At 54.5% G+C, this 18111-nt stretch carries 8 protein-coding genes; 6 read left to right on the top strand and 2 right to left on the bottom strand.

Features of this window, described 5'->3' with window-relative positions; translation table 11 throughout:
* Nucleotide 1 precedes the first annotated feature (1 nt).
* The 4 genes from SH139x_RS11630 to SH139x_RS11615 all read left to right on the top strand — a co-directional run bounded on the left by SH139x_RS11630 (nucleotide 2) and on the right by SH139x_RS11615 (nucleotide 8351).
* The gene (locus tag SH139x_RS11630) at nucleotides 2-1627 is read left to right on the top strand and encodes a sulfatase family protein (protein ID WP_488355381.1); all 1626 of its coding nucleotides are present in this window, start codon (nucleotides 2-4) and stop codon (nucleotides 1625-1627) included.
* A 46-nt stretch (nucleotides 1628-1673) separates the two neighbouring features.
* On the top strand, nucleotides 1674-3524 hold the full coding sequence (locus tag SH139x_RS11625; protein ID WP_488355380.1) for an alpha/beta hydrolase family protein: 1851 nt from the start codon (nucleotides 1674-1676) through the stop codon (nucleotides 3522-3524).
* Nucleotides 3525-3670: 146 nt separating this feature from the next.
* Nucleotides 3671-5176 carry an efflux RND transporter periplasmic adaptor subunit gene (locus SH139x_RS11620; protein WP_488355379.1) on the top strand — a complete coding sequence of 502 codons (1506 nt, stop codon included), beginning with the start codon at nucleotides 3671-3673 and terminating at the stop codon, nucleotides 5174-5176.
* A gap of 64 nt (nucleotides 5177-5240) precedes the next feature.
* Nucleotides 5241-8351 (top strand): efflux RND transporter permease subunit, encoded by a 3111-nt coding sequence (locus SH139x_RS11615; protein ID WP_488355378.1) that lies wholly within the window; start codon nucleotides 5241-5243, stop codon nucleotides 8349-8351.
* 184 nt (nucleotides 8352-8535) lie between these two features.
* Here the strand turns inward: SH139x_RS11615 and SH139x_RS11610 are convergent, their stop codons facing one another.
* Both SH139x_RS11610 and SH139x_RS11605 read right to left on the bottom strand, forming a co-directional pair.
* A complete protein-coding gene (locus SH139x_RS11610) occupies nucleotides 8536-9840 on the bottom strand; it encodes a sensor histidine kinase (RefSeq protein ID WP_488355377.1) in 1305 nt (434 codons plus the stop codon).
* 166 nt (nucleotides 9841-10006) lie between these two features.
* Nucleotides 10007-11608 (bottom strand): TolC family protein, encoded by a 1602-nt coding sequence (locus tag SH139x_RS11605; RefSeq protein WP_488355376.1) that lies wholly within the window; start codon nucleotides 11606-11608, stop codon nucleotides 10007-10009.
* A gap of 465 nt (nucleotides 11609-12073) precedes the next feature.
* Between SH139x_RS11605 and SH139x_RS11600 the strand changes: the two genes are divergently transcribed.
* Nucleotides 12074-12997: a DUF4132 domain-containing protein gene (locus SH139x_RS11600; protein ID WP_488355375.1), complete on the top strand. Its 924-nt coding sequence runs from the start codon at nucleotides 12074-12076 to the stop codon at nucleotides 12995-12997.
* Entirely contained in the window at nucleotides 12994-18111 is a 5118-nt protein-coding gene (locus SH139x_RS11595) for a DNA-binding protein (protein ID WP_488355374.1), read from the top strand. Before SH139x_RS11600 ends, SH139x_RS11595 begins: the two co-directional genes overlap by 4 nt.

Below are 18111 nucleotides of genomic sequence, written 5' to 3'. Positions count from 1 at the left end.
GATGCGACTGCCACACAGCAGGGCACTTCTTCAGATTGCTTTACCGTTACTTTCGATCGCCTTGACAAGCAACAGCTCGCCCAGCCCCAGTTGGGCTGCCGAAACCCGACCAAACATCATTTTCATCTTCAGCGATGACCATGCGCCGCACGCCATCGGCGCTTACGGGGGCATTTACAACGACCTCGACCCGACGCCCAACATCGATCAACTAGCCAAACAAGGAATGCTGTTCCGCAACAGCTTCTGCACCAATAGCATCTGCGGTCCCAGCCGGGCGGTTATCTTGACGGGTAAACATAGCCACAAAAATGGCTTCATGAATAACGGCAATCGATTTGACGGTTCCCAACAGACCTTTCCAAAGCTGCTGCAAGCGGCCGGCTATCAAACCGCTATTTATGGGAAATGGCACTTAAAGGACACTCCACAGGGATTTGACAGCTGGCGCGTGCTGCCCGGCCAAGGTGAATACTACAACCCGATGATGATCGGTCCCGATGGTCGGAAGCGAATCGAGGGCTACTGCACTGACGTGGTCACCGAACTGGCGCTGGACTGGTTAAAGTCTGGCCGGGATCAAGACAAACCGTTCATGTTAATGTGCCAACACAAAGCGCCGCACCGAAATTGGATGCCACCGATTCGTTATCTCAACCTCTACGACGACGTTGAAATCCCCGAACCAGCGACACTTTTCGACCAATACGAAGACAACGCCAGCCCGGCTCGTAACCAAGAGATGGAGATCGATCGCCACATGAATTTGGTGTTTGACCTTTTCACAGATCTCGATCCTCAGGCGAGTGCCGGCGAACAAAAAGCGACCGATCGCTCCGGCCATCGCAATTTCCGCAACATGACCGATGCGCAAATCGCAGCCTGGCACCGAGCGCTCGATCCCAAAAATGAAGAGTTCAAAAACTCGCAGCTGACCGGCAAGGAACTGGTTCGTTGGAAATATCAACGTTACATGCAGCACTATTTGGCTTGCGTAAAATCGGTCGACGACAGCGTTGCGTCTTTAATGCGTTACCTGGAGGAGACAGGCTTAGACGAAAACACCGTCGTGATTTATTCCTCAGACCAAGGGTTTTACCTGGGCGATCACGGCTGGTACGACAAGCGTTGGATGTATGAAGAATCTCTCAAAATGCCCTTGATTGTAAAGTGGCCGGGAGTCACTCAGCCGGGCGCAACGAGCGATCTGATGGTGCAGAATCTCGACTATGCCGAAACATTCCTAGAAATGGCCAACGTGGAGATTCCCAGCGACATGCAGGGCGTTTCTTTGGTCCCACTGCTCAAAGGCGAGCAACCCAAGGACTGGCGAGACGCGATCTATTACCACTACTATGAATTTCCCAGCGTCCATATGGTCTCACGGCATTATGGCGTGCGATCGGAACGCTACAAATTGATGTACTTTTATCAATTGGATGAGTGGGAATTTTATGATCTGCAAGAAGATCCAGACGAACTCACCAACCAATATGGCAATCAACAATATGCGGCAGAGATTGCAAACCTGAAAGCGCGTCTCTCCGAGCTCCGTGAAGAGTACGACGACGATTCGGATGTGAGCGAACTGCCGGAGCCGGAAAAAGCGAAATATCGCAAGCAGTAGGCGAGTTTCATTTTCTCGATGTCAACTTTGTTATTCGGTGCCCGTGATGCTGAAATCGCTTCCCCTTCACGTTGTCTTGCTACTTGGCCTGTTCACGACAGCGACTGGACACGCGGCGGAATTTCCGCACACGGGCTCCGCATGGCAAACGGTGCAGGCCTGGCCGGCGGATGAAGCGGTCCAAGCTGCGGCCGCCAACGAGTCACATCTGTTCGCGATCACCAATTCCCGAATTGGCAAATATGATCGCCTTACGGGACGCCGCGTAGCCGTCAGCACGGGCGAGGCCAGTCACTTGAATAGCGGCTTTTTTTGGCAAGGCACCCTGCTGGCAGCGCACTCCAACTATCCAGCCGAGCCTGAGCAGAGTCAGATCTATCAGCTGGATGTTGAAAGCATGCAACTGGAATGCTTCCACGACTTTGGCGACTACGGAGGCAGCCTGACATGGGCTGTCCATCATGATGCGCATTGGTGGTGCCATTTCGCCCAATACGGAAGCGAAAATAATCGCTCGTTCTTGGTCAAATTGACCGAAGATTGGCGAGAGATACAACGCTGGAGTTTACCCCCAGAACTCATTGGCGAACTGGGATCCTATAGTCTGTCGGGCGGTGTGTGGTGGAACCAGCTGCTGCACGTAACAGGGCATGACGCGAAGAAGATCTATCGTCTACGTGCTCCCAGCGATGGCAAAAAACTGCAATGGATCGATACCGAAGCGGCTCCGTTCAGCGGTCAAGGCATTGCCGTTGATCCGCAAGCGTTACATACCTTTGTGGGAATTGATCGCGGCAACCAACTCCTGCTCGTCGCCTCACGCGAGCATCCAATGCCGCCAGCGCCGCGGCTGCCGCGAGAAACGTTGCTGGTCTATCGCGATGCCTCAAATAAATCTCGACAGGGAACTGGATTAGCCGCATGGGAGCGTCGCAACGAAGAAATCGGGCGGGGCGTGGCGGCGATTATGGGACGCCTGCCAGGCCAAGAAAAACGCTGTGAGCTCGACACACAGATCATTGAAGAGGTCGATTGCGGCACGTTTGTGCGCAGGTTAATCACTTATCAATCCGAACCGGGCTCGCATGTGCCGGCCTATCTTTGCATTCCAAAATCGCTGCTATCTACGACCGAATCAGTGACTGCTCCTGCCGCGTTGTGCCTGCATAGCACCGATAACATTGTGGGTCACGGGATCGTGGTCGGATTGAGCGAACGTGCCAATCGCAGCTACGCCAGCGAGTTGGCCGAGCGAGGCTGGGTTACCTTAGCCCCCAGTTATCCATTGCTGGCCAATTATCAGCCCGACCTACATGCTTTGGGCTGGGAAAGTGGCACGCTGAAGGCTGTCTGGGACAATATTCGCGGCATCGATTTGCTGCTCTCGTTGCCGTTTGTTCGCGGAGATAACGTGGCGGCGATCGGCCATTCCTTGGGTGGCCACAACGCGGTTTACACAGCGTTCCATGATCCACGCGTCGACCCCATCGTTTCCAGCTGTGGGCTCGATTCATTTTTAGATTACTACGACGGGGATCCAAGCATCTGGGAGCCAGAGCGAGGTTGGACACAAACCCGGTATATGCCTCGATTAGCTCGCTACCAGGGGCGACTCGAGGAAATCCCTTTTGACTTCCACGAACTCCTAGCCAGCTTGGCACCACGCAAGGTGTTGATCAGCGCGCCGCTTGGCGACGACAATTTTCGTGCACAAAGCGTCGCCCGCGTGGTGCGAGCGGCCAAGCCCATCTATCAGCTGTATGCAGCCAGTGACAACTTACAACTGGTTCATCCCGATTGTGACCACGATTTCCCGCCCGCCGTGCGCGAGCGAGCCTACGAGTGGCTCCGCGACCCCGCCGACCGGCCAGCCCTGGACAGATTCTTTCCACAGTGATGGTAAAAATCTTATCTTCGGACTCGCCCTGTTTCGGCCTCGTACGGCAAAACACAGGCAAAACGACCTTTTTTCGGGCTTCGGCACGATTCCTGCTTAAGAAAGAAGCGAACACGAGTTTGCTTCCCCTTTGATGCCGAAATAACATGCAAGACCAGGATAAAAATGATCAACACAAATCACCGGCAAACATCGGCTTCCTTAGCAGCTTAGCCAAGTTCGGACCAACCCTGTTCGTCTTGGCCGTAATGGCGGGGGGTTGGTTTGTCGTTCATGAAATTAACGTTAGCGGCCAGCGCGAAGAGGAGGCAGAATCTATCGCCGAAGCTGCCCTGCCGGATACGTTGACCTTACCAGCCGGCAAACTGGCCGCGGCAAAATTCAAGTCGGTTCCTGCGCGGGTCCAACAAGTAAATCATGTGCATACCATTCCGGGGCGTCTGCGTTACGATGAGACCAAGCATATCGAAGTGAAAACGCCAATGGATGGCATTCTCACCGAGGTTTTGGTGAACCCTGGCGAAAAGGTCGCAGCAGGACAGCTGTTGGCCGTTGTCCGCAGTCCAGAGATTGGTCAGGCGCGAGCACAAATTCTCAAACATCAACAAGAGCGTGAGATCGCTGAGCAAGTGTTCCGGCGAGAGGCAACCCTGGCGGAAAATCTAAGCGAGATGATCTCGATGTTGGATGATGGCCTGTCGATCGAATCCATCGAGACCAACTTTCGCGACCGATCTTTGGGGCTGTATCGACAAAGCGTCTTGGCTGCTTTCGCCAAACTACAACTGGCCACGGAGCTCCACAACAAGGTATTGCCGCTGGCCGATTCCGGCTCGGTCGCGGGTCGCACGATTCGCGAGCGTCAAGCCAACCGGCAAATGGCGGAAGCCGATTTCCACACCGCTCGCGATCAAGCCACGTTTGCAGCCAATCAAGCAAAGCTGCGGGCGGAAGCAAACCTAGCAGCCGCCGATCGCCAACTCAATTTGGCATGGCAAGCGATCGAGACGTTGCTCGGATACCAACCCGAGAGAACGTTGTCGGAGTTAACCAGCCAAGAGACGCTGTCACGCCTTGAAGTCCGCGCCCCGTTTGCCGGCTCCGTAGAGTCGCGAAAGTTCGCCAGCAACGAGCGTGTCCAGCGGAACGATTCATTGCTCACCTTGGCAAATACCGACTCGCTGTACGTGGCGGCAAGTATCCGAGATAGCGATTGGGCGGCTGTCTCCCTGAAATCCGGCACAGCGATTTCCGTATCGGTCCCAGCCCTTAATGACCGAACCTTTACCGCGCAGATTCGCTACGTGGGGCGAGAAGTGCAAGCCGAAACGAACTCAGTACCGTTGGTGGCGACCCTGGAAAACAGTGAGGGTCTGCTGCGACCGGGAATGTTCGTGCGAGTCACGATCCCCATCGGTGAAGCTCGAGCAGCACTTTCAGTGAGGTCCGAAGCGGTCGTGCAGCACGAAAACAAGTCGTTTGTCTTTCTCGATGAAAGCGCTGGTCAATACAAACGTGTTGACGTATCCACTGGCCAAGTATCCGATGATTGGGTGGAAATCACCGCTGGCCTTCAGTCGGGACAATTAGTCGTGACCAACGGAGCTTTTTTGTTGAAATCAGAATTGCTACTGCAGGGCGAGAGTGAATAAGCCCGGGGCCCTCCTGCTTGCCACATCTCTCGGCGAGTTTCGCAATGGTGATTGAAACAACAACATGCTCACAAAACTCATTGAATTTTCCGTCATCAATCGTGGCCTGGTCATCATTCTGACTTTGTTGATGGCGGCCGCTGGTGTCTACTCGGCGCTCGCGCTGCCCATTGATGCGGTGCCCGACATGACCAACGTGCAGGTCCAGGTCGTCACTGACGCCGGTTCCCTATCGCCGGTCGAAGTCGAACGCTACGTGACGTATCCGGTCGAGAACACAATGGGCGGCTTGCCCGATGTGGAAGAGCTCCGCAGCGTGTCCAAATTTGGCATCTCGGTCGTCACGATTGTTTTTGAAGAAGGCACCGACATCTATCGCGCTCGGCAACTTGTTGCTGAACGCTTGCCCGATGCTGCCGCGGTAATCCCACCCGGGTATGGAACGCCCGCCGTTGGCCCACTGACCACGGCGTTGGGAGAAATCTTGCAGTTCGAAGTTCGCAGTGATCAGCATTCTCCAATGGAGCTGCGTACGCTGCTGGAATGGGACATCTCGCCCAGGTTACGCGAGGTAAGCGGCGTCACGGAGATTAACACGCACGGCGGATTCTACAAAACATTTGAGGTTCAACCCGACCCCGACCGCATGGCCAGTTACGGCATACCGATGGATTTATTGTTTGCCAGATTGCAAAACAATAACAACACGGCCGGAGGCGGCTATGTCATTCATCACGGAGAACAGCGTTTCATCCGCGGTGTCTCGCTGCTCAGCTCAGCCGCCGACATCGAAGCCGTTGTGATTCGCCGAGACGCGGATGGCAATCCGATCCTGGTGGGAGACATTGCCCAAGTCAGCATCCAACCAATGACGCGACAAGGGGCAGTGACACGTGACGGTCGTGGCGAAGCGGTTACCGGACTAGTCATGATGCTGATCGGAGAGAATTCTCGCGAAGTCGTCATCGCAGCAAAAGAACGCCTCCGCGAGATCGAAGCCACGTTGCCCGCTGGCGTTCGCCTGGAAGTTACCTACGACCGAGCGTCCCTGATTGGTCGCACGTTGAAAACAGTGCTTACCAATCTTACTGAGGGAGGCATGCTGGTCATTGTCGTGCTGCTGTTCATGCTGGGCAACCTGCGAGCCGGCATTATCGTGGCGCTAGCGATTCCCCTCTCAATGCTGTTCGCAACCAACGTCATGTTGGCCAGTGGGGTGACTGCCAGCTTAATGAGTTTGGGGGCAATCGACTTTGGCTTAATCGTCGACAGCAGCGTGATCATGGTCGAAAACTGCATTCGCAAACTCTCACATGATAACGGCAGCGCTACGCATGAAGAGGTCATTCGTGACGCCGCGGTGGAGGTTCGCAAGCCGACGATGTTCGGTGAGTTGATTATCGCCGTTGTCTTCTTGCCTATTTTGCTGCTCGAAGGCACTGAAGGTAAACTGTTTCGGCCCATGGCCCTGACTGTGTTATTTGCCTTAGCGGGTTCGATGCTCCTCTCCTTATCCTTCATGCCCGCAATGGCATCGATCTTCTTGCCCAAGAAGATGAAAGAAGAGGATGTGTTTGTCGTCCGCATCGTCAAATGGTTTTACCGTCCCGTGATGCTGCGTGCGATCCGCTACCCACTGGCCACCATCGCCACCACGCTAACGCTGTTCGCAATTAGTTTACCGATGGCAGCCAACCTGGGTGCCGAATTTATGCCTCGATTGGAAGAGGGAGATCTGTTAGTCGAAGCATTGCGTTTACCGAGCGCGACACTAGAAGGCTCCATCGAGATGTCGACGCAGATCGAAAAGATTCTTATAAAGTATCCTGAAGTCAAAACAGTCTTTTCCAAAACAGGCCGTCCCGAGATCGCTAACGATGTAATGGGCGTTCATCAAACTGATGTCTGGGTGCTTCTGCATCCGCTGCAAGAATGGCCCACCCCGAAAAGCCGCAATCAGTTAATCGAAGAAATGTCAGCAGAACTGAACGCCAACGTTCCCGGAGTCGCCTTTGGATTCACACAGCCAATTGAAATGCGCGTCGATGAGTTGGTGGCCGGCGTCAAAGCTGATGTGGCCGTCCTGCTCTACGGTGACGATATGGAAGTGCTGGGCAGCAAGGGCAAAGAAATCGAAGCCGCCCTGCGTTCAATCCCCGGTGCGGTCGATGTCAAAGCCGATTACCAAGCAAACCTTTCCACGCTGACCATCAAAATCGACCCGCAAGCACTCGCCCAGTATGGGATTGACGCTCAAGTCGTCTTAGATGTCGTCTCTTCGCTTGGTGGTTTCCAAGTCGGCCAAATCTACGAGGGGCGAGCAAGGTATCCGATCATGGTTCGGATGCCGCAAACATGGCGTGAGAGTCAATCGCTACTCGAACAGGTTCCCGTTACCGACTCGCAAGGAAAGGTGATTCCGCTCAAAGAATTGGCTGAAATCAACTTGGAAGAAACACCTCCCACGATCGAGCACGAAGGCAATCGTCGCCGCACCTTTATCTCAGCCAACGTTCGTGGCCGTGACGTGGGCACGTTTGTTACCGAAGCCCAACGGGTCATTCCCGCTCAGGTGGAACTCCCACCTGGTTATGAAATTCGCTGGGGTGGTGACTTTGAAAATCTCCAATCTGCCAGTCGTCGTCTGGCTATCATCACGCCGATTGTGCTGGTGATCATCATGCTGTTGCTTCACACCAGTCTTGGTTCCCTGCGACTGGCCTGCTTGATTTTTCTGGCCGTCCCGATGGCCGCGTCCGGCGGCGTGATCGCGCTCTACCTGCGTGAAATGCCGTTTAGCATTTCCGCGGGAGTGGGCTTTATCGCCTTGTTTGGGGTGGCGGTGTTAAATGGTTTAGTCTGGGTCAGCGCGGCCGAGAATCTGCGTGAATCAGGCATGCCGCTGCGCGCTGTGGCACAGGAAACCGCTCTCGTTCGTCTGCGTCCCGTGCTGATGACAGCCCTCGTGGCCAGCCTCGGTTTCTTGCCGATGGCCTTATCCACGAGCGATGGTGCGGAGATGCAACGTCCACTTGCCACCGTTGTGATTGGCGGGCTGATCACTTCCACCTTGTTGACGTCGCTGTTTGTGCCCTGTGTTTATCCTTGGTTTGCTCGCGGGCTAACCCATGTACGACTGCCACATCACGACCAAACAGAAACGACTTATCAATGAGATAGTCACCTCACGAACATTCTCAAGGTGGGCGGCAATCGGCGAATTTCGTCCGATCGGCATCGTTGCTCGTGAATGCCATATCCAGCAACTTTGTGGGCGAAAGCCCCCGCCCATTACCTCGTATCGATCGTCCAGTTGGAATTCAGCACCATGGGTGCGTCACTGGAATTATCATCAAAAATCAAGAAAATTCGCAATGAGTTTCATCTGAGTGCCCCAGTAAATTGGGCTTCACTTCCCGCGCATCTGCGTACGCGTTCGCGCCCGGGGTTGGCAGCGACAATTCAAATTTTGCACCACCCGACGCCCGGTTCATTCCCACTAGCGTACCACCATGTGCCTCGGCGATTCTGCGGCAAATCCCCAGGCCCAAGCCAACACCATTGGCCTTAGTCGTCACAAACGGAGTAAATAATTTATCAACCACACTTTCGTCGATACCACTGCCGGTGTCGCATACTGACAACCGCAGGCAATCTTCTTCCGTAGTAACGCAGAGCGTCAGCACCCCCCCGTTCGGCATCGCATCCAAGCCGTTCAAGGCAAGATTCAATAGCAACTGCTGAATCTGGGCAGCATCGCCATAAATTAGCATCGGGTCCTCAAGAGTGCTCACGTCCAAGTTCACGTGTTGAGCTTGACAACGACCTTCAATCAGTTGAGCCGTGCTGCGAATCGCATTCTGTATTGGAAATTCCCGGAACTCAGATGTCTCAGGGCGGGCATAATCCAAAAGGCTATTCACCGAACGTTCCATCCGGCGAATCTCCTGTTCCACCAATTCCAGATCATCGGTCGGCAGTCCCTCGTCGGCAAACTTTGTTCGGTTGACCTGAATCAACATTTTGATGGAGGTCAGCGGGTTGCGAATTTCATGAGCAACGCCGGTCGCCAGTTGCGCAAGAGTTGCCATCTGCTGTGCACGAAGCGCTTCAGTCTCCCGCGCCATACGGACCCGCTCCTGTTCGGCTTTTTCAGCTTGCGTCAGATCACGCACGATGCCAATTCTCATTTGCGCCGAGTCTGAGGGATAGTCACTGATCGAAAGTTGAATCGGGAACCTCCCGCCTGTTGGCGTTGTCGCCGTTACCCGGAACTCAGCCGGTAACTGAGCGGGAATTTCAGGAAGCCCAGGCAGTAAAGACTGGATGGATTGCCTCAACAACGAATCCATGTCCACGCCGAACAACTCTGTGGCTGCTCGATTACATGACAACAACTTGCCTTCCAGATCGAAAGTCAAAATACTTTCGCTGGCATTAGCGACAATGGTTTGACTCCGTTGATACTCTTGGATTGCAATTCGTCGCAGGGGGCCGATAATCACCATCCAGAGAACGGGTGCGCAAACGAGCGTCAGCAACAGCGCGTCGACAAACGCGCTGCCGGCATCTCCCAAGCTGTCCGGTATGACATGTGGCAACACGAACATGACCGCCAACTCGACGGTAAAAACCAGCAGCAACACCACACCCAATATTCGCATGGGTGAGCGTAAAATGCTGGTTAATGCAGAGATGCGATGTGACATGAGCAAGCAGTCGGTCAGTAGAGAACGGCCGGCTCTCGACTTAGAGCCTTCGTCTCCGATCACTATAACACCGTGCTGGGAACTCTGCGCGGCCCGCGAGTATCTCGATGGAGCTGGCAAGCTATTGCCCGCCGAAAGATGCACCACGAATACCGTCGCCGTCAGTGTAGTCTTGCGGTGCGACGAGGCCACCGGTTAACAACAAGCCTTCCACCCGAGCGTTGGCTTGCGCTAAACTGCCTTTGGCTTCGATTAAGCGGATCATCGATTCATAAAAACTGCGGCGCACAACCAGCACCTGCAGGAAGTCTAGTTCACCAGCTCGATACGCCCCTTCGGACAACTCCAAGCTCTGGCTCGCTTGTGGGATGATTTCTTCCTCATATTTCTTCACCGCGGCAAACGAAGCTTCAAAGTCTTGAGCCGCGCGGGCGAGACGAGACTTAATCGCCTGCTCGATGCGTTCCACATTTTGCACAGCCCGCGCGTAGTCTGAATAGGCAGCCGAGATATTGCCGCGGTTTTGATTCCAGACAGGAATGGGCGCCGACAGCTCCAGGTTGATCATGCCCGAGTCCGTTGCGTTGTCGTAGCCCGCGCCGAATTGACCAGTCAAGTTAGGCACCATCTGTACTTGCTGGCGTTTTAGAAGCGCCGACTTCTCGCAAACCAAAGCGTTTGCCACCGACATCTCAGGGCTCTGCGCGACGATCTCAAGATAGGCGACTTCCCAATCGGGAGCTTGCTGCGGGACAACCAACTCGGCATCCAACCTAGCAGGGAATGAGTTAGGCAAACCGGCGATTGCGGCGAGATCGCTCCAAGCTCCTCGGTAGGCAGCCTCAGCCTGCGCAATCGCTAACGTGGTTTCGCTCAACAAAGTTTCTGACTGCAGGACTTCAATCATCGTCCCTTCCTCAGCGTTTTTTCGCTCCAAAGCAACTTCCACACCGCGGCGGGCAATTTGCTCAAACTGTCGCGTTGCATCCAGTTGCTGCTGGATCGCTACCGCCTCGAAAAACCTGACCCGGACATCGGTTAACACTCGCTGACGTTGGGTCTCAACCTCCCAGCGCTGAGCATGCGTAGTATGTGATAGCACGGCTTGATTGAGCTTCAACTTGTCGCCGCGAACGAATTCCTGTTCGACGAACAGACCTTGCTGGTCGGTGTTTTCATTGGCTAGCTGTTGACCAAAATAGCCCATCGTGGGATTGGGCCGTTCACCCACTTGTTGCCACAAACCGGCCGCTTTACTCGCGGTGGCATCGGCTGCCGCTAGCGCTGGGTTGTTGCTCAAGGCAATCTGTTCCAGCTCGGCCAAGGTGTAACTCGGCACCATCACGATATTCGGGCTTGCCGCAGCAACGACCGGAGACACTTGGCGGGCAGCAACTTCGGTTACATCTCCAGCGAGCGGATCGGAGACAGTTACCAGCTCAACTCCCGAATCACCACCGGCGGGAGGCTCAACAGATTTAGGGCGAGCGTGATCGTTGCCGCGTTGAGCGACGGTAAAGTTGACAGGCTTCACACCGCTTGTTTCTACCTGCGGCGAGACAACTCTTGCGGCGCTCACCTCGCTCGTTTCCGCACTCGCCTCTTTGAGAATTTCACTGCTAACGGGTGCTGGCGCAACTTCACGCACCTGTGATCCAACGAGCCCACATCCTGGGGAAGCCAACACGGTGAAAAGAATCGAGCAAGCTGAAATCCGTTTCATGGCATTCCTGCTGAGTGTTAAAGATAGCCAGGGCAGCTGGAGGCGTATCGTGCTCGTCGTCGTCCAATCTGCGTAATAATCGTCGTGAATGCCTAGTTGGTTAGAATCGGTTTGATCGCTGCAAACCTGTACTTCGTCAGCACCGCCAGGAGGATTCTTGTCGAAAAATGAGCGACGAATCCTGAGAATCGTTATCTCTTAACAGTTTGCCCCCCTGATGTGTTCAGACCACGGCTCTGGCGCACGACACGTGATGGTGCGTCTTTGGACAGCAGTGCGTCGCGGCGATGATGGACGGTATCGAGCAGGAGAAAAAGTAGGCGGCAACGTTCACTCACTCCCAGGGCGACCGACGCCATTTTTTTTCGCCCCGGCCAGGTATTCCGTAGCGGGACTACCGGGGGGCAAGACGCTATAATTTTGGCTTCGCCTGCTGCACCCCAACCTTCGCCCCGGAGATTAGCTGTGGCTCCCAGTGCCAAAGTCAAACCCTCGCCATCGTCGCCGAGTGATGGCGATGAACTCAGTTGGCTGCCGGCCGAACGCGACTACGCGATCGCGCTCCGCCAAGGAAAATTGATTTGTCGAAATCCGAAAGGCAAAATCTTGGCGTCCATGCCTTCCTGGTTGAAAGAAACCGAGCTGGCACAGCAGTTAGCCGCCATGTCCGACTGGCTGGACGAACATACACTTGAATGCTTACACACCGTCGAACGTTGGATGCTGCGATCCTTAGTTGTGCCTTGCCAAGTCCTGCATGAGGTTTGGCCCGATCCCGATTGGCGAAAGGCGGTTGAGAATGTGGTGATTGCCCCTGCCAATAGCAACGGAGAGCCTGATCTGGAGAAAATGGGTTTGTTAAAGGATATCGATCCCAAAAAAGGGCTGGGGATCATCGACTTGGATGGCGAAAGCCAATGGTTAAAACAACCGCTGGTCGCATTCCCACATCCCATCCTTATTGGCGACTTAGACGACCTTCGCGAGCTGGCAAATGACTTGGATTTGCAGCAACCCATCGAACAACTTTATCGGCCCGTATTTCAATTAAGCGATCAGCGGCGCGAACTACGAGCGGTGGGGGATTATGCCAGCGGAAAGTTTGAGCAATTGAATTTTGCCTTGGGAGTCTGTCGTCGCCTCGGCTATCCGGTGCGCGGCGGTTACGCGACGTGTCGAGTTTGGGAAGGGGACGCGCCGTTGGAAGCCAGGTACTACGTTGGCGGTGAATACCCCGAAGCAGAGACGGAAACGGGCGAGTTAATATTTGTCGGTTCGGACCAGCGCGCAGTGGCCCTCAGTCACGTCGGCCCCGTCACTTTCAGCGAAGGCATGCGGATGGCTGCGGCAGTTTACGCCAAACGGAAAGTTGAGGAGCAGGCAGAATGAAAGCGGCAAAAATACAACGTCAGTTAGATGCCGGCGGTTTAGTGCAGGCAAAGGCAAAATGCGACTCCGCCGCCACCGAAGCAATTGTCGCGAGGACTTACGCCACGCCCGCGCTGCGCACCCGTGTTGTCGTCAAGCTTAGCTCCGATCGGCTGGTAGCGGCCGAGGACCTAGCCATGGAATACTTGGGCCTGCAACCGCAAGCTTTGAGCCCGCCTCTAGCCAGACAACATCGCACTGCGCTCGATTTTGCCCATTGGGCACTGATTCATCAGCCCAAACAAGCCGGCTTTGCCCTCGAACTGGTAAAGCGAATGAAAGCCGCCGAGCGGCGGGCTGCCGCCAAGCCAGGACACGCTTGGGATATGTATGCCGAAATGGCCGCGGAACTCAATAAGTCCGTGCGACACTTTCTGCCATCGTTTTGGGAACAGGCCGCCAGATCCTACAAGACTTTGGGGAACATGACGTACGCGGGGCGAGCCCTAAATAAAGCACTCGAGGCGGAACGAGTGCACGCGTTGGAGGTTGATCGCGAACATCGACGTGATGCGGTGCTCGAGTTCTCACTCAGCGGCTGCCTCTCGGGAAAAGCACTATCGGAATACTCCAAAGACCTCGCCTCTCAATTCGCGCCGCAAGAAGCTTATGATACTTATCGCGATCTCTTAGTCCGACGGACGCTCGGCGGAATGGCTCCCACCGCCAACGCGGGGACCGATCTTATCCGTTTAGCAAAGGCGGCGAATCTGAATGTCGACAACGAAGTCGAGTCGTTTCTTGAGATGATCATCGGTTCGCCAGCCATGGTGCGAGCGCCGATGCAATTTTGGAAGTCTGTTAAAAAACAAGTTGGCACGATCGTTAAACGCAGCGACCTATTCGGCATCTGGTTACTCGTCCACACCAACCCCGAGTCACGCTACAGTGGTGATAGCATCGTCTGGGATTGGCTCGATTTGTTGGAAGCTTGGAACGTTCTCCCGCTACTTTGGAAACCGTTGGAAGATTTGCCCACAGAGGTTGAAATTCCGGGCGGACGTGCAGGCTGGCTCTCGCGCCTGCTGACCGTCGAAGTCTCTCCCGACAAGCGTGCCTTCGAACTCGTGGAGAAAATGGCCGCTGTGCTGATAGCCGAGGGGGGGACCGTCAATCTAAAGCCAACGCAGCGTTGGAGCAATTGGGTCGATGTCGACGTGCTGGAAGCGTGCCTTCAACTGGGGATCCCCGTCAGCGACGATACCAGCAAATGCAAGCTCGATTTTTCGGGTTGGCTGAGGGAATATGTCGATCACCCCCGCCGCAATTCTCAATTGACTGCGGTGGCGAAGGATCCTCGCTTTACCATGCGACTGAGCGAGGCCATGGAGGAGTTGGTGAATTTCAAAGGCGAAAGTGCGCAAAATCGCCGCAGCTACGGACGCAACCTGGCGAATCGCCGTTCCTTCGAGACGGCCGTTGTGGATCATCCCACGGTCAGAAAATTTTGGTGGGGCTACTTAGACCACCAACTCAATGCGATAGAACGGGGCGGAGTCATTGAGCTGGAGGAGGCTCTCTCCCAATTAACAAAATGCGTTGGCGTGGAGACCATCTCCCAATTCCCGGAACTTACCCAACGACTGGCTGCTGTTAACATCGCCGAGAACTTGCAAAGGGCATTAATCGCCGGAGTCTTTGATGAGTATGGTTGGGATGCACTCGATCGCCATGTTGAACAACACCCGCTTGCTCCATCCCGCAACTCCTATGACAGCAACAACGACGCGGTCTTTCCTTGGTTCTGTTACCCAAGCCAAGGCGAAGCACAGATTGTTGGTCCCGACTCGGTTCGCTCACCCCAACCAATCGTGTTGCAAAAGGGAGAAACCTTAAAGCATCTGTTTCCCATTGGCGACGACGTGATAATGGTCTATCGGGATGCCAGTTATAACAACTACTGGAGGTGGCTCAGCCAACGCCCCGAATCGAGCATGTCGTGTGACGTTTGGTTTGGGTATCGCAGTAGCTTTGAAATGGCTCAATTAGCCGACGGCAGTTGGTTTACCGGCACCAGAGTGACACGAGAGGGCGATAAGACGCTCCCATCATTTGATGGCAATTGGTTCTCAGATGGCAGCCGCGTTTGGAAACTTGAACGCGTACCGTATGATTACCACTTCCGCGATGACGACGCGTCTCAGACACCGCCGCGTTGCCATGAAATCGACCCACAATCAGGCCAGCCAATCCGGGAGAGCCTACCCCCGTTCTTTGAAACGAGTCTGCCCCCGGGTTCGCAACTTGAATGGTTTCAATGCTCCTTGCTCCCCTCTCCAAAAATGCAGGGGCAATCTCCGCTGGGATCGCAAGATGGGCTGATCGGTTGGCGAGTGGTACGCAAACGCGACGGCTCGATCGAAGGCACTGGCATCGACGGCCGCTCGGTACTACTTCCGGCAGACGCGCAGCTGGCCGAAGGCTTTGTAACTCCCGTCGGTTTGATGGATAAACCGGCTACCGATGGACACTGGGTGTTAACCAGTCAAGGCCCGATCATTGATCAAAAATCGCAGCTTGAAATCCTCGATCTAACCAACAACAGCAATAAATACTGTTCCGGACAACCAATCAAGTTAGCGCCCATATTTTTCCACTTGATGCGGATCCGCCATCTACCAAGTTCCAAAAAACTGCGGGGGACCAACCTGAAGATCGCAAACAAACTATTGCAAGCCGGCGCGGTGGAACACGAAGCGAGCAAGTCAAAAGAAACGCCCGACTCCCCCGACCCGAATCGACATGCCAGCCGATCCGCCGTGGAGCAGTGGCTGACCAGTGCCCCTCCACGGTTAGTCGCCGGGATTTCCAAGATCGCAAAAGTCGCCGCCGCCGAGCAAATCTCGCTTGATAAATTGATTGCCCGCTGCCAGGAGGTGACGACGATCGACGACGATTCCCAAGCGGAACTCAAAGCCAAACAAGCCAGCATCGAAAGAGCTAACGAGGGACTGCTGCAATTAGAACTACCAGCTTTCGCTTCGATCCATAGCTACAGGTCCAGCGAAGAAAAGTATGATCACGCCGAGCATATTCGCGCAGTCGCTAGATTCCTCGCGGGTGAGGATACGGACGCGCTGCCACCATGCAGTCTCTTCTGGTTTCCTCTCCTGCAAAATTCGGTTGCCGTCGCTTACAACTGCTTTTGGAGAACCGCCACCAAAGTTGAACTCGGCGATGGCATTGCCCAGCGAATTCAAACTCCCTGGCTAGATGCGTTGCGAATGTACGCGGATAGTGGATTATCAAAACTAAACACAGAGCTGACGCTCTATTCGCAATCCATAGCCGCCCAACCTGCCAGCAAGACTGGCAAAGCAAAGTCCAAGGGGCTCGCCGCCAAAGTTCACACCAACAAACCGATTGCCTTCACCGAGGGCAATAGTCGTTATGTGGCCTATCAGTTCTCTGACTACTTCAGAAGTGCCAACATTGTGGTTCTGGAACGAACGATAAAAAACAAACCCAAACCTCCCCAAGGGATGATGGTCGATCAAACCATCTCCATTCCCAAAACTTGGAGCCCAGCATTCATCAAAGCCTTCATCGCGGCGGTTGAAAAAATCGACAAACTACCGCTGCCCGATCCCAATGATATTGACGAGGCGGCTAATGAATTGGGCATGCACCCCATCGCTGTCGGGATGACATTCATGGGAGATTTGAGAACCAACAAGTACGGTCAAGAAAAGTTGACCAAGGAAATTCGCGATTTCTACAAATGGAAAGTCAAGGACATTCAAGTTGCGATCGCTCAACTTGAGGCCGAACCGGCTCCCGATAACGTGGGCTCTGAGTTCGCCCGCCACAACCCTTCAGATGCCCTCGGAGAGAAATTATCGTTAGCCGTGCGGCGCATGGTGATGGCTTGGAAGGCCTCGCGAGAAGAAAGAGTTACAATCCCGGCCGAATTGGCCAACGTAATTGAAAAAGCTAACAAAGGCTATCGCTCATTATCCACCAATAAATACGCCGAACTCATCTCAACCCCGGAAACAGCCGACTACCTCCGCGAACGCAAAGCGACGATTGAAATCTCCAAGCGACGCAATGACGATAAGTTGTTGGAGACTCGTTATGAACCATCCTGGGGCGCGGACGCTTCTCATTTTCTTTTTTACCTGACGCGTGCCATTGCCACCACCAATTATGCGCTACCATCGGGGCATGAGTTGCGTCGCAAGATTCCCGAGTTGATTAACGCGGCTCGGGAGTTTATTGACAATCCTAAAACGATGCTGCCTTTCGGCGGCAACTATTCTCAGTTCGACCATTATTCCAATATCGACGTAAATACCCCCTTGGCCACTTTTTCAGCACTCGTTGGCGAACTGACGAAAGGTGCTGACGGTGTCCATCGCGGCGATGACGGATTAATTGTCTTAGGACTCTTGCCCCCTCGCGTCGTCTGCCTGATGCGGACGGCCAATTTGAAGAATGAAGCCGACCTACTCCGCATACAGAGCGTGGCAGCGAACACGTTTGAATACCAAACCGCTTGCGAATCGATGATACATGCCGCGGTGGGTGTGCTGAAACTGCGCGGGCCTGACTTTGACGAGCTGTTGGCTTGGAATGAGAATCCCCCCGTTCCCGCTGGCAGTTGGGATCAAGATCCACGAGCCTCGGCTCCCGATTTGGTGGCAGTGATTGCCAAGAAATTTAAGATCAGCACCGCGGCTGCAGCCCTCTACTTACAAGTGTTAGCGTTGCCCGATCCGAGCTCAAAGAATCTCCGTCAGTGGAACGACTGGACGGCTAAGGAACTGACAGCCGCCACCGGGGAGTTGCTCGCAAAAGAATTGGTGGTTCAAGCGAAACGGTCTCGCGCCGGTCGCGATATCTTTTTGCCTGGCGGCTGGGAGACGCTGGCTCTTCCCAATCTGCCAATTGAAAGTTGGAAGTTGCCCCTGTTCGGCTACGAATCGATCGAAGCGTTTCGCGGATACTATGCAGAGTACATTGTTTGTGAGGAGACCTTACGGTCCTTGTACCAGCGAGCCTGGGAGCGAGTTTCCAGCGGTGATCCGCCCCGTTACGAAGAGGCCCAAGTGCTGAAGGGACGCAAGAAATAA

The organism is Kothea flammea (assembly GCF_052161645.1).
In the GTDB taxonomy this organism is placed as follows: Bacteria; Planctomycetota; Planctomycetia; order Pirellulales; family Pirellulaceae; genus Laterigemmans.
Note: the sequence above shows the minus strand (reverse complement) of the source record. Positions and strands in the feature narration are given on the sequence as shown.